Origin of the sequence: Pseudomonas lini, assembly GCF_001042905.1 — a bacterium.
GTDB lineage: Bacteria > Pseudomonadota > Gammaproteobacteria > Pseudomonadales > Pseudomonadaceae > Aquipseudomonas > Aquipseudomonas lini.
Genome location: NZ_JYLB01000008.1, coordinates 273,439 through 295,850 on the forward strand (window position 1 = coordinate 273,439; position 22,412 = coordinate 295,850).

At 57.6% G+C, this 22,412-nt stretch carries 15 protein-coding genes; 7 read left to right on the forward strand and 8 right to left on the reverse strand.

What is annotated here, in order from left to right; translation table 11 throughout:
* Positions 1–8 precede the first annotated feature (8 nt).
* From TU81_RS23245 to TU81_RS23255, 3 genes are read left to right on the forward strand one after another with little or no spacing between them, the layout of a single operon-like run.
* Positions 9–3,851, forward strand: a complete 3,843-nt coding sequence (locus tag TU81_RS23245; RefSeq protein WP_048396658.1) for a Tc toxin subunit A-related protein — start codon at positions 9–11, stop codon at positions 3,849–3,851.
* Complete coding sequence (locus TU81_RS23250) at positions 3,848–8,272, forward strand: SpvB/TcaC N-terminal domain-containing protein (protein WP_048396660.1); 4,425 nt, start codon at positions 3,848–3,850, stop codon at positions 8,270–8,272. Before TU81_RS23245 ends, TU81_RS23250 begins: the two co-directional genes overlap by 4 nt.
* The gene (locus TU81_RS23255; protein WP_048396662.1) at positions 8,269–11,070 is read left to right on the forward strand and encodes an RHS repeat-associated core domain-containing protein; all 2,802 of its coding nucleotides are present in this window, start codon (positions 8,269–8,271) and stop codon (positions 11,068–11,070) included. Before TU81_RS23250 ends, TU81_RS23255 begins: the two co-directional genes overlap by 4 nt.
* A 44-nt stretch (positions 11,071–11,114) precedes the next feature.
* On the opposite strand, the gene TU81_RS23260 is transcribed toward TU81_RS23255, so the two are convergent.
* From TU81_RS23260 to TU81_RS23290, 7 genes are all read right to left on the reverse strand, one after another.
* Entirely contained in the window at positions 11,115–11,483 is a 369-nt protein-coding gene (locus tag TU81_RS23260; RefSeq protein ID WP_048396664.1) for a glyoxalase superfamily protein, read from the reverse strand.
* 168 nt (positions 11,484–11,651) lie between these two features.
* A complete protein-coding gene (locus tag TU81_RS23265) occupies positions 11,652–13,109 on the reverse strand; it encodes an N-acyl-D-amino-acid deacylase family protein (protein WP_048396665.1) in 1,458 nt (485 codons plus the stop codon).
* Position 13,110: 1 nt separating this feature from the next.
* Complete coding sequence (locus TU81_RS23270) at positions 13,111–13,971, reverse strand: MurR/RpiR family transcriptional regulator (protein ID WP_048396667.1); 861 nt, start codon at positions 13,969–13,971, stop codon at positions 13,111–13,113.
* Between the two features lie 15 nt (positions 13,972–13,986).
* A complete protein-coding gene (locus TU81_RS23275; RefSeq protein ID WP_048396669.1) occupies positions 13,987–15,336 on the reverse strand; it encodes a GntT/GntP/DsdX family permease in 1,350 nt (449 codons plus the stop codon).
* 296 nt (positions 15,337–15,632) lie between these two features.
* Positions 15,633–17,078, reverse strand: coding sequence for a SulP family inorganic anion transporter (locus TU81_RS23280; RefSeq protein ID WP_048396671.1), 1,446 nt, complete (start codon positions 17,076–17,078; stop codon positions 15,633–15,635).
* 204 nt (positions 17,079–17,282) lie between these two features.
* Positions 17,283–18,194, reverse strand: a complete 912-nt coding sequence (locus TU81_RS23285; protein ID WP_048396674.1) for a LysR family transcriptional regulator — start codon at positions 18,192–18,194, stop codon at positions 17,283–17,285.
* 166 nt (positions 18,195–18,360) lie between these two features.
* Complete coding sequence (locus TU81_RS23290) at positions 18,361–18,951, reverse strand: NAD(P)H-dependent oxidoreductase (protein ID WP_038978853.1); 591 nt, start codon at positions 18,949–18,951, stop codon at positions 18,361–18,363.
* Between the two features lie 160 nt (positions 18,952–19,111).
* On the opposite strand from TU81_RS23290, the gene TU81_RS23295 reads away from it, so the two are divergent.
* Entirely contained in the window at positions 19,112–19,426 is a 315-nt protein-coding gene (locus TU81_RS23295; RefSeq protein WP_038978852.1) for a putative quinol monooxygenase, read from the forward strand.
* Here TU81_RS23295 and TU81_RS23300 read toward each other — a convergent pair.
* Positions 19,416–20,180 (reverse strand): sulfite exporter TauE/SafE family protein, encoded by a 765-nt coding sequence (locus tag TU81_RS23300; RefSeq protein ID WP_048396676.1) that lies wholly within the window; start codon positions 20,178–20,180, stop codon positions 19,416–19,418. The two genes, TU81_RS23295 and TU81_RS23300, sit on opposite strands and share 11 nt — an antisense overlap.
* Positions 20,181–20,405: 225 nt before the next feature.
* On the opposite strand from TU81_RS23300, the gene TU81_RS23305 reads away from it, so the two are divergent.
* The 3 genes from TU81_RS23305 to TU81_RS23315 are packed head-to-tail and all read left to right on the forward strand — an operon-like array spanning position 20,406 to position 22,331.
* Positions 20,406–21,290 carry a LysR substrate-binding domain-containing protein gene (locus TU81_RS23305; RefSeq protein WP_048396678.1) on the forward strand — a complete coding sequence of 295 codons (885 nt, stop codon included), beginning with the start codon at positions 20,406–20,408 and terminating at the stop codon, positions 21,288–21,290.
* A gap of 45 nt (positions 21,291–21,335) precedes the next feature.
* Positions 21,336–21,911, forward strand: coding sequence for an NAD(P)H-dependent oxidoreductase (locus TU81_RS23310; protein ID WP_048396679.1), 576 nt, complete (start codon positions 21,336–21,338; stop codon positions 21,909–21,911).
* Between the two features lie 48 nt (positions 21,912–21,959).
* Positions 21,960–22,331 (forward strand): MerR family transcriptional regulator, encoded by a 372-nt coding sequence (locus tag TU81_RS23315; protein WP_048396681.1) that lies wholly within the window; start codon positions 21,960–21,962, stop codon positions 22,329–22,331.
* The last annotated feature ends 81 nt before the right edge of the window (positions 22,332–22,412 follow it).

Genomic DNA, 22,412 nt, shown 5'->3' on the forward strand with positions numbered 1-22,412 from the left:
GAATGAACATGTCTGTCGCTATTGAAAAACAGCTGAATGAAAGCCTGCGTGATGCGCAGCTCGGGCTCTATCTGTCAGCGATCGCCCCGAAAGACGAAACCCTGAAATCCCTGAAAATCGCAGAGCACCTCAAAACGGCCAATGACCTTTACCAGTATTGGTTACTTGATGTGCTGGTCAGTCAAGACGTGCCAACCAGCCCGGTTGCCTGTGCCATTGCCAGTCTTCAGCAATACATCAACAGTATTCTGGCCAACATGGAACCGGGGTATCACACCGCACAGATTCCAACCGATCACGTCGACACCTGGCGCAGCGTCATACATCACTACCAGGCCTGGGCGGCCAATCAGCGCCTGTACTATTTCCCTGCGACATACCTTGATCCGACGCTTCGCAAAACCAGAACCGAAAGCTTCGAACAACTGGAAAACGACCTCAACCGCAACCAGCTCACTGCCGAGTCCGTGCAAACGGCTGTGCTGGCCTATCTGACCAGGCTGGAAGAAGTGGCCAACCTGGAAATCGTCAACGGTTACATTGACGGAAGCGATTTCGCCAACAGCACTTATTACTTCATTGCCAAGTCCCGTGCAGCCAATACCTGGTACTGGCGTTCGCTGGACATGGCTTGTCGCCCCTTTGTGCCCGGCTCCCGGTCGGCCAAATATGATGCACCGGAACCACAAGCGTGGTCTGACTGGCACCGCATCAATCTACCTGTTTGCGACAGCACCCTCGAACACACTATCCGTCCGGTCATGTTCAACAATCGCTTATATGTGATCTGGGCTGAATGCATCTTTCAGGATCAGGCGGCCAACGAAGAAAACAAGGACAACACCAAGCCTTTGTTTCGTCTGAACATGTGTTTCAAGAAATATGACGGGAGCTGGAGTACGCCGCAAACATGCGTGCAAGGTTACGCGTCCAAGGAAGTTCTTAATGAACGGGATTTGACAGTGTTGCTGGAAAGCACACAGACCATTGCCATCCACGATCAATCATCTGATGTGGCGTCATTGCTTCTTGCCCTGTTTATCAATAGTCCTGCACACGTTAAGACAGGGGCTTCTCACCAGTTCTGGATTTCGGTCAGCATTGACAAGGATTGCGTTATCGCCCCGACACTAAAACTCGATGGATTGAATAGTGAAAAGGACATTTTGCTAACAGCGTTCGCCGAAACGTGGCCATCGACCAGTAAAAGATCGCTCCAGTTCAACATTTCTTCCTCTAAGTCGCTTGAGAACGTCGCCCCCCGGATCGATTCCTATCAGGACGATAAATCAGGTACGACAGAATTCATCAACTTCCAAGGCTCAAAAATAGAAAACGGCGATGCCCGGACAAACCAGCCTCGCCACCCCATCCGAATGAACATTACCTTCGCCAGGCACCTGATCGCGCGCGCGGAACAAAGCATGGACAAGTTGCTGACCTGGTCCTCTCAGCACTTGGAAGAACCACCATTCGAAAGTGGCAAACCGCTTGAAAAACTGGATTTCTACGGTGCCTACGGCCGCTACTTCGTCGAGCTGTTTCTCTACCTTCCCTGGCTGGTGGCACACCGCTTCATTCAGGAGCGCCAATACGGCGAAGCCGAGCGTTGGTTGCAGTACCTGTTCAATCCCGCCCGAAAAGCAGTCAGTGACAATAACCCTGACTACTGGAACGCGGTGCCACTGATTACCGGCACTGCTCCGAAGCCCGGTCAATCCAGCTACGCCATCCAGGGGCCACAGGATCCGCACCAGATTGCACTGAGTCATCCCGTGCACTTTCGCAAAGCCTTGTACATGCTCTATATCGATATTCTGCTCAACCGCGGCGACACCGCTTACCGCGAATTGACCCCCGACAGCCTGACAGACGCGAAGCTCTGGTATCTGCGCGCACAGAACCTTTTGGGCCCACGACCGGATATCAGGCAAACCGATCCATGGGCAGCGCTCACGTTGAAAGAATTCAGCGAGGAGCCCAATAAAAAGCTGCGTGAATTTGAAAAAAAACTGGGTAAAGACGGTAAACACCAACCGACAACTGCCGAACCAGGGTTGGCCCCTGAAGTGTGTATTCGCCCATACGTCCATTCACATTCCGCGCATGCGATTGACGCCCCGCATTCGCGCTTACCCTTCAATCCCATGCTGCTCCCTCGCTGGGAGAAGCTCGAAAGCCGCCTGCACAACCTCCGGCATAATCTCGACATTGTGGGTCGCCCATTGAGGCTTGCGCTCTTCGCGGCTCCAGCCGTTTCAGACAATCGCCTCGGCGCCAATACCCCACGCGCTGCGGAGCCCGGTATGGCCCCGCGTCTTGGCACAGAGATCCCGCCTTACCGTTTCAATGCTCTGCACGCCCAAGCCATGAGTGCGGTAGACACAGTGATTCAGTTCGGCACAACACTACTGTCGTTCATCGAACGCAGCGAACAGGCCAGTTATCAAGAGCTTCAGCAACAGCACATCTGGGATATGGCCAACTATGCGGTAGACCTGCAGACCCAGGCCCTGAAAATCAACCAGAAATCCCGGGAAGCACTACTGGCCAGTAAAGCCATCGTCGAATGCCGCCAGGATTACTACAGTCAGCTGGTCAACGAGATCGTCAATCAAGAAGAAGTAACGGCTGCGGAACTCCATTTGTCGGGGCGCATCGCTGAAGTCGGCGCCCATGTGGCTAATGCAGTCGGCCAGGGTCTGAAAGTGTTGCCCAACATATTTGGCCTGGCAGATGGCGGGACCCGCCTGGAGGGTGGCCCGCACGCCATGATGGCCATGGCTCAAGGTGTGGCAACCGCAGCCTATGGCGCTGGAGAGGCCCTGGAACGCGCCGCGCAGTATCGACGCCGCCATCAGGATTGGACGCTCGCACGTGACCAGGCAACGCTCGAAATTGCCCAGATTGATGCACAACTGGCGCTGGAAGCCGAACGAGAGACCGCCTCACAACTGCTGTTACGACAAACTCAAACCTCTTTGGCTCAAGCCCGGAGCTCCTACGACTTTCTCAGTCAGCGCTTTACCAACTCTCAGCTTTACCAGTGGTTCACCCACCAACTCTCCAGTTTCTACTATCAGGTGTATGACTCAACGTTCTCTCTGTGCCAATTCACCGAACGGAGTTGGCGCTACGAGACAGCCGACAACACCACTCAAACGTTCTTCCAGCACCAGACATGGAACAGCACCTACCGTGGGCTCGGCCCCGGCGAGCGTATGAAGTTAGGCTTGGTGAAGATGCAGAACGCTTATCTGCTGGGCAACGAGCGCGAGCTGGAAATTCGCAAGACCGTGTCGTTACGCCAACTTCACGCGAAGGAAAAGACCGAGGACAAGTCTGCGCCATCGATCAACAAACCCTGGGACGATACGCTCGCAGCAGACAAAACGTCGATCAAAGGTATTAAGTCCACCCTGGTCGATACTGGCTCGTGCGAGTTCGAATTGATGGAGTCCCTGTTTGAAAACGACTATCCGGGGCACCGTTTGCGCCGGATCAAAAGCATCAGTATTTCCCTGCCGGCTGTCCTTGGCCCTTATGAAGATATCCGTGCCACGCTGACCCAGACCGGCAGCGAAGTGGTCATGCCCGGCCCCGACAAGACGGTTATGAAAGGTCTGCGGGCCAATCAACACATCGCCCTGTCGACAGGTATCGACGATAACGGTCTTTTCACCCTGAGTTTTCAGGACGAGCGCTACCTGCCGTTTGAATACACCGGCGCGATTTCTAAATGGAAGCTGTCGTTTCCCAATCATGCCGCCCAGAAGACCACGCTTGAGTCGCTCACCGATGTCATCGTGCACGTTTGTTATACGGCCCGGGCAGGCGGGGGGGCGCAATGAGTGAGCAGACAGCATTACCTGTCCACGCCCCGTCATTGCCCAAAGGAGGGGGGGCCATTCAGAGCATTGGCAAAGGATTGGGCACCGTCGGTGCCCATGGCGCGGCGTCCTATGAGATTGCCTTGCCGATTTCACCGGGACGCGGCTTCGCCCCGTCCCTCTCTCTCAGCTATTCAAGCTCTGCGGGCAACGGCGTATTTGGCATCGGCTGGGGAATCTCATTGCCAGTTGTGGCACGACGCACCAGCACGGGGGTGCCGGCCTATACCGAAGAGGATGAGATTATCGGTCCGGGCGGGGTGGTGTGGATGCCGGAGCGCGATGCAGACGGCACCATCATTCAATCGCGCATCAGCAAATACAACGACCTGCAACTGGATACGATCTACGCGGTAGTACGTCACTTTCCCAGAGTCGAAAGCTCTTTCGAGCGCATTGAACATTGGTCCTCGGAGAGCGACAAGCCGGGTTTCTGGCTGGTGCACGGTGCGGATGGCAGCCTTCATTTGTACGGAAAACGTCAGTTATCGCGGCGCTCCGATCCACTCAATGCGAGCCGGGTCGGCGAGTGGTTGCTGGAGGAGAGTATGAACGCGCACGGCGAACACATCCTCTACCGGTACAAAGCCGAAACAAACGAACAGGGCACCACTGCCCAGCGCTATTTGAGTCATGTCTGCTACGGCAACTTCGCGGCGGATGCTCACCTTTACCTATGGACAGCAGACCGCCTCGCTACGGTGAAATGGCACTTCGAATTGCTGTTTGACTACGGCGAGCGCAGTACCGGCTACGATCAGAAACCGTCCTACACGGAGCAACAATGGCTAACCCGCGACGACCGCTTTTCCAGTTTCGCTTATGGCTTTGAACTACGTACCGAACGCCTGTGCCGCCAGGTTCTGATGTTTCACCGTTTCCCTGACGAATTGGGTGCCGACCCGGCTCTGGTTCGTCGCCTTTTGCTGGATTACCGCCAAACGCCTTTGGGGTACTGCCACTTGAGCGCAGCTCATGATCAGGCGTTTACCGATTTGGCAACCGCCGAAAATCGTCCCCCACTCGAATTCAACTACAGCGAGTTCAATCTACCTTCCGTCAGCCAATGGAAGCGGTTTGAAAACATGCCAGGCCTCAATGACGGGCAGCATTACCAGCTCGTTGACCTGTACGGCGAAGGACTGCCGGGAGTGCTTTATTCCAGTGGAAATGCCTGGTACTACCGCGAGCCCATGCGAGCCGAGGGCAAAAAAGATAGCGTGGCTTATGATCAGTGGAGCGCATTACCCGCTATCCCTGCTGCCAATGCTGCAAAACCGATGCATCAGTCACTGAGCGACCTCACCGGCAACGGACGTCTGGACTGGGTGATTACTCGACCCGGATTGTACGGTTTCTTCTCCCTCAAGCCTGATCGCAACTGGTCGGATTTCGCCACGTTCAGCCAATTCCCCCTGGAGTTTTTCAGCCCTGAAGGGCAACTGGCCGATCTGATGGGCCAGGGACTCAGTGATCTGACGCTAATCGGCCCTCGCAGCGTGCGCCTGTACGCCAATCATCGAGAAAAAGGGTTTACGGCGGCTCGCGAAGTGCCCCACGACACGCATGACGACTCCCTGCCAGTGCTCAGGCCGTCATCCACCGAGCTGGTAGCGTTCAGTGATGTTTTGGGCAGTGGCCAACAGCATCTGGTGCGCATTCGTCACAACGAAGTGAAGTGCTGGCCAAACCTGGGTCGTGGACGCTTCGGCAAAGGAGTCGTGTTGGGCTCGCCGAATATTGCCTACGAGGCATTTGACGCTTCACGTGTTCGCCTGGCAGATCTGGACGGCTCCGGTGCAACCGATTTGATCTACCTGAACGCGGGCCACGCATTGATCTTCATGAACCGTGGCGGCAATAGCTTCGACGCGCCCGTTACCCTCCCCTGGCCGGCGGGTGTGAGCTATGACCGTTTATGTCAGGTCAGCATCGCCGATCTACAGGGGCTCGGCTGTTCCAGCCTGATTCTGACCGTGCCGCACAGGACACCCCGGCATTGGCGTTACGACTTCGTCAGTGCAAAACCCTATTTGCTCACCGGCACCAACAACAATATGGGGGCTGCCGGCAGCATCAGCTACCGCAGCTCAGCGCAGGAGTGGCTGGATGAAAAAAAGAACGAGGTCAACGCCGACCGCGCGCCCGTCTGCCATGTGCCATTTGCCCTGCATCTGGTCTCGAAGCTGACCCGGCTCGATGAGATTACCGGCAACCGGCAGAGCCAGAGTTTTTCCTATAGCAGAGGCTATTACGATGGCATTGAACGCGAATTCCGCGGTTTCGGTCTGCTCTTGCAAACCGATAGCGAAACGACCGGGGGCGATACCGAGTCCCCAGGTTTCACCCTGCCATGCCTGCAAAAGCGCTGGTTCCATACCGGGCAAGCCGTTGACGCGTCACGTGGCCGTTATCACCGCGCAGACAAGCAAGCAGTAAAACTGGGCAAGACACTGCTGTGTCAGTACTCCCCTGACACGGGCAACGACACGCTCATCCTGCCACGGGATGAACTGACTAGCCGTGAAATGGCCCGCGCCCTTTGCGGACGCCCACTACGTACCGAGCTCTTCGGAGTCGATAAGCGCCAGAAAACCAGAACACTGTATTCGATTCAAGAAAACCGTTTCCTGGTTCGGCAACTACACCCCCCCGGGAAAAATCAGCGCTACGCAAGGATGTTGCCACTGCCATTGGAGTCCATCAGCTACCAGTACGAAAACATCACTGATGATCCTCAATGCCAGCACACACTGAATTTGCAGCACGATGCTTATGGCACCCTTACTCATAGTGTGAACGTCCATTACGCCCGACGCAAAACCGTCGGTGACGCAGCACCGTTCAGTGATACTGACCAACAACAATGGTGGCGCGACGCTCATGACCCGGCGCAACAGTTCTACTACCTGAACGAAACCCGTGCCGAATTCATTCATCTTGACCGCGATCAGGAATGGCGGTTGGGGCTGCCTTACCGTCAGCGCGTCAATGCCTTGAAATTTCCCAAAGCCCCCGAAGCCTTGGGCTTGACCATAAAGGACATTACTTACGAAAAGTTCGTCGAGTTCGTCAAGGGAACCGTGTGGACGACCCAATGCCTTCTGACTGCATTGAGCGTGCAACGCTACCGGCACTCTACAGATGCCCAAACCCTGCCAGACGGCGTCACTCATTTCGAGGCACTGCCCGATCATGTAGAAACAGCCGAACTGGACGAGATGGCCTTAAAGGCCTTCGATGTTTTGCCAAAAGCCTCTCGACCAAAAGGAAGACTGTTCGAACGCAGCGGCTATCAGCGCATGACCGAATTTCTCCCGCTTTCTACCGCTGTAGCAAAACTCTGGTCCGTCAAACACGGGTTCGTGACTTATGCCAGGCTGGAAGGTTTCTACCGGCCACTGAACTTGCAAGCGAACCCAAGTTTGGGTGTGACCAAGGTCCGCTACGACAACTATCACTGTCTCATCACCGAGTTCGAACAGCCAGATGGCTGCATCACCAAGGCCACCCATGATTACCGATCATTCCAGCCCCTGAGCATCAGTGATCCCAACGGCAACGTACAAGAGGGCCTCTACAACGGTTTCGGGCAAGTGTTGGCCAGCAGCTTCCACCGCAACTCCGGCAACAAACACGTCGGTTTCAAACCTGTCGCCGAATACAAACGGCCAGCATTCGACAATCCGACAGACGCCATCAAGTGGGAAAAAGACGCGCTACAGGACGCTGCCAGCACCCTCTTTTACGCGCCATTCAGCTGGATGGGCTGCATATCGGACGTAGCGTTGGCGGACAAAGACTGGCTAAACCGTTGCGTGACCCATCATGACTTGCTACCGACCGGACATATCCGTGCGTCTGCTCGAACCAGGTTGTCGGACCCTGCCCCCCTTTCTGTCGACGACGTAAAACTGAAAAGCGAACTAACCGCCTCGACACGTGAACCGGTGCACATGGCCGTCCTGATCGCCGATCGTTTTCCAGATGACGATCAGAAGCAAATTCGCATCACCGTCACTGACCTCGACGGTTTCGGTCGCACGCTCCAATACAAACAAAAGGTTGCCGAACAGCGCTGGCGTGTCAGTGAACGGGTCGAATACAACAACAAGGGATTGCCGATCCGCATTTACCGCCCCTGGTTCTCCGATAAGCACCGTTATATCGATGATGCGTCCCTGCGCACTTCCAGCCACCACGACAAACAGTTTTACGATCCGTTGGGCCGCCTTGCTTGTACGCGTCAAGCCGAACAAAACGGCGTTTCCTGCATGCGAAGGTATACCCGCCACCCTTGGTACACCGTGTACGAAGACGAAAACGACACGCTGGAAGAGGTCTTGCCCAAACCCACCGCCACTACCGGAGGTGAAGCATGAACGCACGTCTGCACAACAAGACACCGACGATCAACGCCCTCGACAGCCGCGGGCTACCTGTACGGCAAGTCGCTTACTGGCGATGCAACGCAGATGACAGCGCCCAGGCACGCATTACCAGCCAGGACCATGACCTTGCCGGACGCGTAATAGCGCAGCGGGATCCGCGACTGTTTGGAAAATTTGCGAAGGCCAATCTGACAACCCTCTACAGCCTGTCCGGCAAACCACTGCTGGTAGACAGCGTTGACGCCGGGTGGCGACTGAACCTGCCGGGGGACGCCGGACAGACACTTCGCAACTGGGACCAGCGAGGCAATCATTGGCAAACGACCTTCGATAATCAATTGCGGCCGATCACTATCAAGGAAGAGTCACCGGGGCAGCCGGCACGTATCATCGAACGCTTCAGTTACGGCGACAGCTCGAAAGATTCGGCCGCACTCAATCGATGTGGCGTGTTGATTCGCCACGACGACGAAGCAGGCACCCTGCTCATCGACGAATACTCCCCTGGCGGTAAACCCTCGCGTCAGACACGCCACTTTCTGTTGAATGCCGAATCTTTAGACTGGCCGGCAGAGGAACACAGCCGAAACCTCTTGCGAGAAACGGGCGATGGCTACAAAACGCAATGGCACTACGACGCAACGGGAGAGGTCATCCGGCAGGTGGATGCCGGTCAACACCTGCAGCGATTTTCCTTTGATGTTGCAGGCCGACTCAACACCGTGAGCCTGAAACTCAAAGATGCCGAAATCGAAAATACCCTGGTGAAGGATCTCGTTTACAACGCCTTTGGCCAGGTTGAATCGCAGACGGCCGGCAACAACGTCATCAGCCGCGCGGTATTCGATCCGGCCAGCGGTCGATTGACCTCGCTGACTGCCTCCGAATCGGACCGCACCTTGCAGTCGCTGCACTACAGCCATGACGCGGTGGGCAATGTGACGCACATCGAGGACAAGGCCCAACCAGTTCAATTTGGTAGCAATCAAAAGGTCGAAGCCGTCAGCACATTCACCTATGACAGCCTCTATCAATTGACCAGTGCAACGGGACGAGAAACGGCAGGAACAACCACTGCGCCATATGTTCCCGCGCTCGGTATTACACCCATCGATACCCGGCAACTGTTCAATTTCACCCAACACTACACATACGACGCTGGCGGTAACCTGACCGAGCTGCGCCATGTGCGGGATCGCAACAATTACACCCGAACTTTTAACGTGGCAAATCTCAATAATCGTCTGGTGTCCTGGTGCCAGGGCTCTGAATTGCCAGGCACTGCTACGACCTTTGATGACAACGGCAATCTGCAAGACTTGCAATCCGGTCAGTCGCTGCAATGGAATGCACTCAATCAACTTACCCGCGTGATGTTGCTCAAGCGTGAGGATGGCCCTGACGACCATGAACGTTACGACTATGACGGCAGTGGTCAGCGTCTTCGCAAAACTACAACCACCCAGGGTGCATCGATCACTCACACCCGAGAGGTCCGTTATTTACCGGGCATCGAAATCCGTACTCGAGGGAAGGAACGGCTGGAAGTCATAACGGTGCAGGCCGGTCGTGGCAGCGTTCGTTGCCTGCACTGGACCGAAGGCCAGCCCAAAGGTATTCCCGCAGATCAACTGCGCTATAGCCTTGATGACCATTTGGGTTCCAGCTCACTGGAACTTGATGGCAAGGCCGACTTGATCAGTCAGGAGAGCTACTTCCCATTTGGCGGAACGGCATGGACAGCGTCTCGCTCGAAGGTGGAAGCCGATTACCGGACCATTCGATATTCCGGAAAAGAACGCGATGCCAGTGGCCTCTACTACTACGGGCACCGGTATTACGCACCGTGGTTGCAACGTTGGATCAGCCCTGATCCGGCGGGGACGGTCGACGGGCTGAACCTGTATTGCATGGTGGGGAACAACCCGTTGAGATTCGTCGACCATAAGGGCCTGATGAGAGATGAAGATCTTAAAGAGTTCGAAGATTGGGGTAGAGCCCGCTCTCAGGAAATCATGGATAAGGCTAAAGGTGACTTTACCTATCGCTTGATGCCCGATGACTTCGATAAAAGATCAGATTATTTTTTAGATGAAAATTTGTTGAAAAAGGAATTCCTTGCTCACTCGTATGGCCACATCAAGTCTAGCGAAATTGGGCTCAGCGACTTTTTTAACATCCCGAAACCTCAAGGCAGCATGAGGGGGTATCGAGGGGTAGATACTCGTTACCCAGGCGACGCCCAGACTGCCGAGCACTACTTGCAATTCGGAACCTACAAGATCAGTAACACGGCTGAATATTTGACCGATGTGTCCCATCGGTACGCCGCGGCACGCAATAACATGTTCCATAATGTAATTACAGATGAAGACGTATTAAAAGATTCACCTACATTAAGCAGGCTGGCCGATAGCGCCCATGAACTGCAACAACCAACCCGGGATTGGATCGAGACCCATATCGATAAAATGGGGGGGATCATGCCGATGCTCGCTGGTGGACCCGGGACTCATGCAGAGGTCCGACTGGTGAATTCAATTGTTGCGCTCTATCCGGATAGAGCGGAAAGGATACTTTCAGAAACCACTGTATTCACAGACACATTGTCTCGGGGAGACGCCCCTCAGCCGTTCCCTGCCTGTATTAACTGTAGTGGCATTCTTCCGGAAGGAATCAGTATTCCGACCGGACGAAATGCCCCCGACTATGCGGGGTACAACGCTCGGGTACAGCAAATAAACCAGGCGCCACTTTCGCGTCGGACAACGGGACGAAACAGAAGATGACGGGATTGCCATGACTAACTTGTTCGCTCCAGACGTTGCTCGGTTCAAACACTAATCGCATTGGTAAACACCAACCGATTGCCGAACGGATCACTGATGGTCATGTCTTGGCTCCCCCAGGGCATGGCCTGAATTTGCGGGCGGGAGAACTGATACTCCTTGGCCAATAGTTGCTGCTGGAACACCTCCAGTTCATCGGTCTCGATCCGCAACGCCGAACCCGGTGTGCTGTCACCGTGGTGTTCGGACAGGTGCAGCACGCATTCGCCACGGGAGATCTGCAGGTACAGCGGGAAGTTTGTTTCGAAGCGATGCTGCCAATCGATCTTGAACCCCAGGAAGTCGACGTAGAACTCCACTGCCTTGGTTTCATCGAAAATCCGCAGGATCGGGGTGGTTTTGCCGAAGCTCATGGCGTTGCTCCCAGACTGAAAAGGCCCAGAGTGTAGCTGGGCTGGATGTCAGCGCTTCGGCTTGGTGACGGCTTTCTTTAAACGCGATGTGCCACTATGAGACGTAGATCAAAAGATCGCAGCCTTCGGCAGCTCCTACAGGGGCTGTGATCCTTTCGATATCACCGATCAATGAAATCCTTTCCGCAAATCCCCTTCCCGCGCCAGAAACCGTCCTTCCCTTCTTCCATTCGCCTGTCCTTCGCTGTAACTCAAGACTCCATTTACCCAAACCCCATCAATCCCTTCCGCCGCCCGTTGCGGGTCATTGAAGTCCGCCACATCGCGAATCGTCGCAGGATCGAACAACACCAGATCCGCCCAATACCCTTCGCGAATCTCGCCGCGTTCCTTCAAACCGAATCGCGCCGCCGACAGCCCGGTCATTTTGTGCACGGCGGTGTGCAGCGGAAACAGCCCTATGTCGCGACTGAAATGTCCGAGTACTCGTGGGAACGCGCCCCACAACCGTGGATGGGGAAACGGGTCTTCCGGCAAACCGTCAGAGCCGACCATCGACAGCGGGTGCGCGAGGATTCTTCGTACGTCGGCTTCGTCCATGCCGTAATACACCGCCCCGGCCGGTTGCAGTCGGCGGGCGGCCTCGAGTAACGGCACATCCCACTCGGCGGCGATGTCGATCAAATCCCGGCCACCCATTTGTGGATGCGGCGTGGACCAGGTGATGGTGATGCGATGGGCGTCGGTGACTTGCTTGAGGTCCAGGGTCGAAGAACTCGCCGCATAGGGATAACAATCGCAGCCCACCGGGTGGGTTTTCGCGGCGTGTTCGAGGGACGCCAGCAGTTGCGGACTACGTCCCCAGTTACCGGCGCCGGCACATTTGAGGTGGGAAATGATCACGGGGGCTTTCGCGTGGAGACCAATCTGGAATGCCTCGTCCATGGCCTCCAGCACCGGTTCAAATTCACTGCGCAAATGGGTGGTGTAAACAGCGCCGAATGCAGTCAGCTCTTCGGTCAATTGCATCACTTCGTCGGTGGAAGCGCAGAAGGCGTTGGCATACGCCAGGCCTGTGGATAAACCCAAGGCACCGGCCTCAAGGCTCTCTCGCAGTTGCTCGCGCATCGCGCTGATTTCTTCGGCGGTGGCGGTGCGAAACAGGTCCTCCAGGTGATTGCTGCGCAACGCGGTGTGCCCTACCAATGCGGCCACGTTCAGCGTGGTATTCGCCGCTTCCACAGCCGCGCGATAGTCGCTGAAGCGCGGATAAACGAACGCCGCTGCTGTGCCGAGGAGGTTCATCGGGTCCGGCGGCTCGTCACGTAAACTCACTGGCGATGCGCTGATCCCGCAGTTGCCGACGATCACCGTGGTCACGCCTTGGCTGAGCTTGGGCAGCATCTGCGGCTGACGGATCACCACTGTGTCGTCATGGGTGTGCACGTCGATGAAACCTGGGGCCAACACCCTCCCGGCCGCGTCGATTTCTTCGGTGGCGCGAGCGTCGTGCAAGTCGCCGATACGCTCGATGCGGCCGTCCAGAATCGCCACATCAGCGGGGTAACCGGGGGCGTTGCTGCCATCGATAATCAACGCGTTGCGGATCAGCGTGTCGTACGTCATGTCAGTCTCCCAGCGGCAAGTGATCGTCGCCGCCGCGGTAGTCGTCCAGGGCCAGTTTGATCCGCCGCAGACGTTCTTGATTGTCTTCAGGACTGGCCAGCGCCAGCTCGGTAGCGAGCACGTCGATAGCCAGCAGCATGCCGTAGCGCGCCGCCGTGGGTTTGTAGATGAAGGAGGTCTCGGCGCTTTGCAGCGGCAACAACACATCGGCCAGTTGCGCCAGCGGCGAGTCAGCCCGGGTGATCGTGAGAATTCGGGCGCCGTAGCTGCGAGCCAGATCCACTGCTTCGAGCAGCTCGGGGGTGATGCCGGTCAGCGAACAGGCGATGATCGCATGTTCGGCACCGAGGCTGGCGGCGGTGACGCGCATCATCACCGGGTCGTGACACACCGCAATCGGGTAGCCGAGGCGCACCAGCCGCACTTGCAACTCATCGCTGCACAGGGTCGAGCAGCCGCCCATGCCGAAGGCGTGAATCATCCGCGCCTTGCCCAGCAGCTTCACCGCATCGGCGAAACGCGATTCATCGAACGCCGACAAGTGCTGACGCAAGGTCGACTCGATATCGCCGACGATCTGCCCATAGAACGCCGACTGTTCAGGCGTCCCCGCCGGGTCGAGAAAGCGACTGCCGACGCCGCTGGCCTGGGCCAGTTGCAGGCGCAAATCTCGCAGGTCGCGGCAGCCGACGGTACGGGCAAAACGCGACAACGTGGCGGTGCTGACTTCCGCCCGCTGCGCCAACTCGTCGAGGCTGGCGGAGGCGGCAAATCCTACGTCGTCGAGCATCAGCCTAGCGATGCGTCCTTCGCCGGCGCTGAAGGAATCCTGACGGGCGCGGATCTGATAGAGGATGTCCATGGCGGATGGCTCCGACTAAAGCAGGTAAGAAAGACCTACGGTCAAACCGAAGGCGACCACCGAGATGATGGTCTCGAGCACCGTCCAGGTCTTGAAGGTCTGGGTGACGGTCATGTTGAAGTATTCCTTGATCAACCAGAAGCCGCCGTCGTTGACGTGGGAAAAGATAACCGACCCCGCCCCCGTCGCCAGCACCAACAACTCCGGGTGGGGATAACCCAGACCAACGGCCACCGGCGCAACAATCCCTGAAGCGGTGGTCATGGCGACCGTGGCGGAACCGGTGGCGATGCGCATCAACGCGGCGAACAGCCAGCCCATCAACAGTGGCGACAGCTGGAATTCATCGGCCAGGCTGACGATCTGATGGGTGACACCTGCGTCCACCAGGATTCGGTTCAAGCCACCGCCGGCGCCTACCAACAAGGTGATGCTGGCGGTCGGCGCCAGGCATTCATTGGTGAACTTGAGGATCGATTCGCGGTTGAAGCCCTGGGCCAGGCCGAGGGTCCAGAAACTCAGCAACGTCGCCAACAGCAAGGCGATCACCGAGTTGCCGATGAACAATAAAAACTGGTTGAAACCACTGCCCGGGGTGGAAATCAGATTGGCCCAACCACCGATCAACATCAGCACCACCGGCAACAGAATGGTCGCCATGGTGATGCCGAATCCCGGCAGGCTATCGCGCGGTTCACGCTCGAGGAACTGGCGCTCCAAAGGGTTATCCGCCGGCAGTTGAATGCGCGGCACGATGAATTTGGCATACAGCGGGCCGGCGATGATCGCGGTCGGAATGCCGATCAGAATCGCATAGAGCAACGTCTGCCCCACCGACGCCTGATAGACCTGCACCGCCAGCATCGCCGCCGGGTGCGGCGGTACCAGCGCATGGACCACCGAGAGTCCCGCGACCATCGGCAAGCCGACCATCAGAATCGACACGCCCACCCGCCGCGCCACGGTGAACGCGATGGGTACCAGCAAGACAAAACCGACCTCGAAGAACAGCGGCAGTCCTACAAGAAAAGCGATACAGACCATCGCCCAATGCGCGTTTCTCTCACCGAAACGGTCGATCAACGTGCGCGCCACCTGCTCGGCGCCGCCAGACTCGGCCATCATCTTGCCGAGCATCGTGCCCAGCGCCACCACCAGCGCAATGTGCCCCAGCGTCTTGCCAACCCCGGCCTCATACGCGCCCACCACACCCGATGGAGGCATCCCGGCCAGCAGTGCCAAACCGATGGATACCAGCGTGATGACGATGAAGGGATTGATCCGGTAACGGGCGATCAGAACGATCAGCGCAATGATGGCGATGGCGGCGTAAACCAGCAGCCAATAGCCGAAGGAAAGCGTCATGCGGTACTCCTCGAAAGGGTCACGTCGAATGGATTGTGAAACTCATAAATCATTTCGACGAGCTACTTTCAAACGAAGTGAAAGTAATTTTCGTGGAGGGATAAGGGATGTCGTGCAGAGGTATGAGAGGTCGTGAGTTATGAAAATTCGATAGTGGAATTTTCATCCGCCTACGATCGTTCCCACGCTCTGCGTGGGAATGCAGCCCGTGACGCTCCGCGTCAGATGCCGAAGCGGACGCAGAGCGTCCAGTGAGGCATTCCCACGCAGAGCATGGGAACGATAACTCAAGGATTTCAGTCGTGATGCTCGCTGGCGCGTTTGAGCAGTTTCTTGCAGCGTTCGGACAAATGCAGCACGCGTAGCTGCTTGCCAGCCTTGGCGTAGCGCTCGCGCAATGTCTTCAGCGCGGCAATGGCCGAGTAGTCGACGAAGCTCAGGTGGCGACAATCAAGGGTCACCTGGGCCGGATCATTGGCGGGGTCGAACTGATTGAGGAATGGCGTGGTAGAGGCGAAAAACAGTGTGCCGTGCAGGCGGTAGAGTTTGCTGCCGTCGCTTTCCTGATAACTGTCGGCATACAACTCGCGAGCCTGTTGCCAGGCAAAGTTGAGCGCCGCAATGATGATCCCGCACAACACGGCGAAGGCCAGATCGGTGAACACCGTAATTACCGTCACCGCGATGATCACCAAAACATCGTTGAGCGGCACCTTGTTCAGCACCCGCAGCGAGGCCCAGGCAAAGGTTTGCTGCGCCACCACGAACATCACCCCGACCAATGCGGCCAGTGGAATACGCTCGATAAGCGGCGACAGAAACAGGATGAACAGCAGAATCATTACTCCGGCCACGGCGCCGGAAAGCCGACTGCGACCACCGGAGCTGAGGTTGATCACGGTTTGCCCGATCATGGCGCAGCCGCCCATGCCACCGAACACGCCAGAAACTATGTTGGCGGCTCCGAGCGCCACGCACTCGCGATCCGGGTAGCCGCGGCTCTCGGTGATCTCGTCGGTGAGATTCAGGGTCAACAGGGTTTCCAGCAGGCCGACCAACGCCATCAATATCGCGTAAGGGGCAACAATACTCAGGGTTTCCAGGCTCCATGGGATATCTGGCAGCGCGAAGCTCGGCAAACCGCCGGCAATGTTCGCCATGTCGCCCAAGGTGCGGGTCGGCAGGCCGAGCAGGTAAACCGCCAACCCAACGCCCAGAATCGCCACCAATGCCGGCGGCACGGTACGTGTCAGGCGCGGCATCAGGTAGACGATGGCCATCGTCAGCGCCACCAGCCCGATCATCAGGTACAGCGGCGAGCCACTGAGCCAGGCTTCACCACTCTTGAAATGCTCCAACTGCGCCAGGGCAATGACGATCGCCAGGCCGTTGACGAAGCCGAGCATTACCGGGTGCGGCACCATGCGCACCAGTTTGCCCAGCCTCAACAGACCGAACGCCAGCATGATCAACCCACCCAGCAACACAGTCGCCAGCAAGTACTGCACGCCGTGCTGCACCACCAGCGCGACGATCACCACGGCCATCGATCCGGCGGCACCGGACACCATCCCCGGCCGCCCACCAAACAGCGCAGTCAGGGTGCAGATGATGAAAGCGCCGTAAAGCCCCATCAATGGATTGAGGTGGGCCACCAGCGCGAAGGCGATGCATTCGGGTAGCAGGGCGAAAGAGGTCGTGAGTCCGGCCAGGACATCGGCGCGCAGACGTTTGGGTTTCATGGTTTACCTAAAAATACAGGCGGGAGAAGAGAGGACGGATGTTACGGAATTGAGGGCGGGCAGGCCAGTGAATGGGCCGCAGAAACGCTTTCGCGAGCAAGCCCGCTCCCACATTGGTCCTGTGTCGTTCCCATCATCGTGAATCGACGCAAGTCCACTGTGGGAGCGGGCTTGCTCGCGAAGAACGATGACGCGGTCTACGAATCAGCCCTTGAAATCCGCAATCGCATAAGCCGCCAATTTGCCCTGGATGAAGTCCAAAAAGCACTGAATCCGTAGGGCAAGTTGCGAGTTGCGGTAGTACACCGCGTTGATCGGTTGGCGATATCCGCTGTTGAACTCCGCCAGCAGCACCTGCAAGCGACCGGCGCGGATGTCGTCGATGGTCATGAAGTGCGACAGGCAGGCGATGCCCTGCCCTGCCAGTGCCAGGTGCCTGATTGTCTCGCCGCTGGACGCACTGATCGACGCCTGGATCGGCCAGCGATCACCATGGACATAGCGCAATGGCCATTGGTTGAGGCCTTCGTTCTGAGTAAACCCAAGCAGCGTATGTTCGGCCAGATCGGCAACGGCGGCCGGTACGCCGTGTTGTTCCAGATACGCTGGACTGGCGACGATGTGCAGCGGGCTGCAACCCAGTGAGCGGGCGTGCAGGGTCGAGTCGGCCAGCGTGCCGATGCGGATGGCGATGTCAGTGCTTTGTTCGAGCAGGTCGATGATCAGGTCATTACTGTTGAGTTCGAGCTGGATGTCCGGGTAGAGACGGCGGAACTCATCGATGTACGGCACGATGGCGTGCAGCATGAACGGCGAGGCGGCGTTGATTCGCAGACGCCCGGAGGGGGTTTGCTGGCGTGAGGACAAGCGTTCTTCGAGTTCGTCCATCTGATCGAGAATCAGCTTGGCGTGCTCGAAGAAGTACTTGCCCTCCTCGGTCAGGTCCATGCGCCGCGTGGTGCGGTTGATCAGCGTGGTGTCGAGCTTGGCCTCCAGTCGCGACAGCGTGCGGCTGACCGCCGACGGCGTTTGCCCGACCTGTTCGGCGGCAGCTGAAATCGACCCGCATTCAATCACGCAGACAAAAATCTGCAACTCATCGGATCTGGCTTTCACGGGTGTCCTCGTTTGCGAATCGGCGTTGCATGAATCGCCAAGATCGCAGCCTTCGGCAGCTCCTACAAGGATTGCGAGCACCCCGAACCTTCGGGCGTACGCCATCTGTAGGAGCTGCCGCAGGCTGCGATCTTTCCCGCCTTTGCGACGGATACTAGCCGGAAATTCAGGCCGGTAAGCCAAACACCTCGCTCAAGTGCTGCTCATACCGCGCCACATCGGCGTCGACGTTCGGGCGTTTCATCACATCCACGCACAGAAAGGTCGGCAAACCGGTCATGCCGAGGAAGGTGTTGGCCTTGTGGAACGGGAAGTACACCGCGTCCACGCCTTTGGCTTCGAAGAAATCGGTCGGGTCGTCGAAGGCTTGTTGCGGTGCGTTCCAGGTCAGCGACAGCATGTATTTTTTACCGTGCAGCAAACCGCCGCTGCCGTACTTCTGCGACGCGTCGGAGCGCGTGCGGCCATCGCTGGCGTAGAGGCTGCCGTGGCCTTCGGTGAAGACTTCATCGACGTACTTCTTGACGGTCCAGGGCGCGCCCATCCACCAGCCGGGCATCTGATAAATGATCACGTCGGCCCAGAGGAATTTGGCGACTTCCTCCGCAACGTCGTAGCCCTCGTCGATGAACGTGGCTTTCACATCCACACCGCCGCGATCCAGCACGCTCAGCGCGGCTTCGTGCAGCGTCGTGTTGTAGCGGCCATCGGAGTGGGCAAACTTTTTGCCGCCATTGAGCAACAGGACTTTTTTCATGAAAGATCTCGCAAGGTTGAAATTCGATGGCGGCAGAGTAGCGAGTCGACTCGCGCGGAATAAGCGCTTAATCAGCAAAATTCATTTGACCAATACGCACGAATCGATAGGGGATTGTTGCCATAAACTTGCGCCGATTCTGACTTTCAAGGACAACCTGATGAGCGAACTGCAAGGCTTCATCCTGCACGCCAAGACCCGCCCGGAAAAAGCCGAGGCCTTCGAAGCGTTCTTCCATGCCTATGTCGAACCGAGTCGCGCCGAACCCGGTTGTATCGAGTACCACATGCTGCGAGATAAACAGGACCCGACGCTGTTTATTTTCTACGAGATCTGGCAATCCCAGGCCCACTTGGACGAGCACTCGAACCTGCCGCACATGAAGCAGTTCCTCGACATGCGCATGGAGTATCTGGAACGGGATTTCGATATCCGCCCGATCGAGATGCTCAGCGCTTCGTCCGCTAGCCGCTGATCAGCAAGTGGCCGCCGAGCACGCCGAGGCCGATGAAGAACACACGCTTGAACAACACGGCGCTGATCCGCTGGCGCAGCCATTGCCCCAACAGCATGCCGAGTACCGCCGGAATCAGCGCCAACAGCGACGCGCTCAACTCGCCACCGCCGAGGGCGCCGCGCCATAACAGGCCGGCGGCCAACGCGAGGGTCGAGACGGTGAACGACAGGCCCAGCGCCTGCACCAGTTCATCCTTGCTCAAGCCCAGCGCTTGCAGATAAGGCACCGCCGGAATCACGAAGACACCGGTGGCCGAGGTGATGATGCCTGTCAGCACACCGCACAGCGGACCGAGCCAACGCTCTGTGCGACCTGCGACGCGCAAGGTCGGCAGGAGCAACCCGCTCAAGGCGTATATCAACAACGCCGCCCCCAGCCCCCGCACGACCCACTGCCCACCGGCCATGCCGATCCACAAAGTACCGGCACCCGTGCCGATGAAAATCGCCAGCAGCATCGGCCACAAGCGGTTCATCAGCCCGCGCAAATGACCACCGAATGCCAGTTGCCAGACGTTGGTCAGGGTGGCGGGAATGATCAGCAGCGCCGCAGCCTGCGACGGTGCCATAGCCAGACCGAGCAAGCCCATGGCAATGGTTGGCAGACCGAGACCGATCACGCCTTTGATCATCCCGGCCAGCAGGAAGGTGGCGATGACCAGCAAGGACAGGGCCAAACCGAGATGTTGGTAGAACGCGGCGAGTGTATTCATGGGGCTATGGTGAGCCCTGATGGTTGCCTTTAAAATCTGCCATATACTGAGGCTGCCTCTTGATTTGGTGGAGGCTAGAATTTTCGTTGCGGCTGCTGACGCTTTCGCGGGCAAGCCTCGCTCCTACAGGGGATCTGTGATCTCCAGAACGACATGAATCCTGTAGGAGCGAGGCTTGCCCGCGAAGACGTCCGCCCAGCCAACAAACCTCCTGAGGCTGTCACCATGCACTTCGACCTGACCGACCTGCGCCTCTACCTGCACATCCTCGACACCGGCAACATCACCGCCGGCGCCGCTCGCAGTCATCTGTCCCTGGCAGCGGCGAGCGCACGAATCCGCGCGATGGAATCTTCACTTGGCACTGATTTTCTGGAGCGCGGCCGTCGCGGCATAACGCAAACGCCCGCCGGCAAAGCCCTGGCGCAGCACGCCCGAGTTCTTTTGCAACAGGCCGAGCGTATGCAGCAAGACCTGGCCGAATACGCCAAAGGGGTCAAAGGCCAGGTGCGGTTGTTGTGCAACACCACAGCGATCACCGAGTACTTGCCAGAGTTGTTGGCAGACTTTCTGCGCGACCATCCGAACCTCGACATCGACCTGCAAGAGCTGCCCAGCGCGCGCATTACCCATGCCTTGCGCCAAGGTGCGGCGGACCTGGGCATCGTGTCTGACGCTGTGGATACCGACGGCCTTGAGACTCGCTATTTCCGCGATGACCCGCTGGTACTGATCCTTCCGCGCGATCACCCCTTGGCCGACACCGGACCGTTAAATTTCAGCGCCACCTTGCATCATGATTACGTCGGTCTGAACGCCAACAGCGCCTTGGCCGTGTACCTGGAAGAACAAGCCCTGCACAGCGGCTTACGGATGCAGATCCGCATCCGTGCCGATGGCTTCGATGGCGTGATGCGCATGGTCGCCCGAGGTGCCGGGCTGGCGATCGTGCCCTTGGCGGCGGTCGAACGCTGGTCAGCTGAAACGCCGTTCAAAAGCATCGCACTGAAAGAGCCGTGGGCCCGACGCAAACTGTTGCTGTGCGCCCGGGACTTCGCCGTGCTGCCCGGTTATGCCCAGGCCTTGCTGAACGCCTTGACTCTCCCCTGAGGGGCAGACTCTACCCTTGAGGTTTCATCTTCAGGGACCGTTACGATGAGCAAGCGAATTCTGGTGATCCTCGGTCATCCTTCAAGCAACAGTTTCTGCGGCGCACTTGCCGAACGCTACGCACAATCGGCGTTGCGTGCCGGGCATGAGGTGCGCCAGTTGTTTCTAGGCAAAATGGACTTCGACCCGGTGCTGCGCGAAGGCTATCAACAGGTGCAACCGCTGGAAGCCGACTTGCGCCGTGCTCAGGCGGACATTCTGTGGGCCGAACACCTGACCCTGGTCTACCCGATCTGGTGGGGCGGCGTACCGGCCTTGCTCAAGGGTTTTCTTGATCGGGTGTTGCTTCCGGGCTTCGCCTTCAAGTATCGCGAAGGCAAAGCCTTTCCCGACAAATTGCTGCATGGCCGCAGCGCGCATCTGCTCGTGACCATGGACACGCCACCCTGGTACTACCGCTGGATCTACCGCATGCCCGGCCTGCATCAAATGCGCAAAACTACCTTGGCGTTTTGCGGCATCCAACCTCAGCGCACGCTCACCTTCGGGCCGGTCCTGGGGTCCAGCGCCGGTCAACGCGAAACCTGGCTGCTGCAAGCCCAGGCTATCGCCAGCCGATGAGTCTGCCGATAATGGGGCTGGCTTACCCTCGGCAAAAAAGGACTTTTCATGTACATCGGCCAAGCCGCGCATCGCTCGGGCACGACGATCAAGAGTATTCGCCATTACGAGTCGATCGGCTTGCTGCCTGCCGCTCGGCGACAAGGAAAATACCGTGTCTATGATCAGCACAGCATCGATCTGCTGATCTTCATCAAGTGCGCTCAACACTTAGGTTTCAGGCTCAAGGAGTTGCAGGCGATCTTTACCGGGCATCAAGGCCTGGCGATGCCCTGGTCATTGGCGCAGCAAGCCATCGATGCCAAGAAGTGCGAAATCAGCGAGAGGATTGCCGCACTCACGCATCAACACGAGCAATTGGTCGAGTTTGAAGCCAGCCTCACACAGGCCAGAGCCGATTGCCCGCTGGAAAGTCTTTGAGCGTCTGCGCGTTTCTGGACAGCTCAATGTCGAATACAGACAACTGAACGGTGTATGGGCGCTATAGGGTGCGACTTCAGT

Excerpts from the sequence above, each read along its gene's own strand:
- TU81_RS23255 (WP_048396662.1), top strand. The coding sequence starts at position 8,269 with ATGAACGCACGTCTGCACAACAAGACACCGACGATCAACGCCCTCGAC.
- TU81_RS23305 (WP_048396678.1), top strand. The coding sequence starts at position 20,406 with ATGCACTTCGACCTGACCGACCTGCGCCTCTACCTGCACATCCTCGAC.
- TU81_RS23250 (WP_048396660.1), top strand. The coding sequence starts at position 3,848 with ATGAGTGAGCAGACAGCATTACCTGTCCACGCCCCGTCATTGCCCAAA.
- TU81_RS23310 (WP_048396679.1), top strand. The coding sequence starts at position 21,336 with ATGAGCAAGCGAATTCTGGTGATCCTCGGTCATCCTTCAAGCAACAGT.
- TU81_RS23295 (WP_038978852.1), top strand. The coding sequence starts at position 19,112 with ATGAGCGAACTGCAAGGCTTCATCCTGCACGCCAAGACCCGCCCGGAA.
- TU81_RS23245 (WP_048396658.1), top strand. The coding sequence starts at position 9 with ATGTCTGTCGCTATTGAAAAACAGCTGAATGAAAGCCTGCGTGATGCG.
- TU81_RS23275 (WP_048396669.1), bottom strand. The coding sequence starts at position 15,336 with ATGACGCTTTCCTTCGGCTATTGGCTGCTGGTTTACGCCGCCATCGCC.
- TU81_RS23315 (WP_048396681.1), top strand. The coding sequence starts at position 21,960 with ATGTACATCGGCCAAGCCGCGCATCGCTCGGGCACGACGATCAAGAGT.
- TU81_RS23290 (WP_038978853.1), bottom strand. The coding sequence starts at position 18,951 with ATGAAAAAAGTCCTGTTGCTCAATGGCGGCAAAAAGTTTGCCCACTCC.
- TU81_RS23265 (WP_048396665.1), bottom strand. The coding sequence starts at position 13,109 with ATGACGTACGACACGCTGATCCGCAACGCGTTGATTATCGATGGCAGC.
- TU81_RS23270 (WP_048396667.1), bottom strand. The coding sequence starts at position 13,971 with ATGGACATCCTCTATCAGATCCGCGCCCGTCAGGATTCCTTCAGCGCC.
- TU81_RS23280 (WP_048396671.1), bottom strand. The coding sequence starts at position 17,078 with ATGAAACCCAAACGTCTGCGCGCCGATGTCCTGGCCGGACTCACGACC.
- TU81_RS23260 (WP_048396664.1), bottom strand. The coding sequence starts at position 11,483 with ATGAGCTTCGGCAAAACCACCCCGATCCTGCGGATTTTCGATGAAACC.
- TU81_RS23300 (WP_048396676.1), bottom strand. The coding sequence starts at position 20,180 with ATGAATACACTCGCCGCGTTCTACCAACATCTCGGTTTGGCCCTGTCC.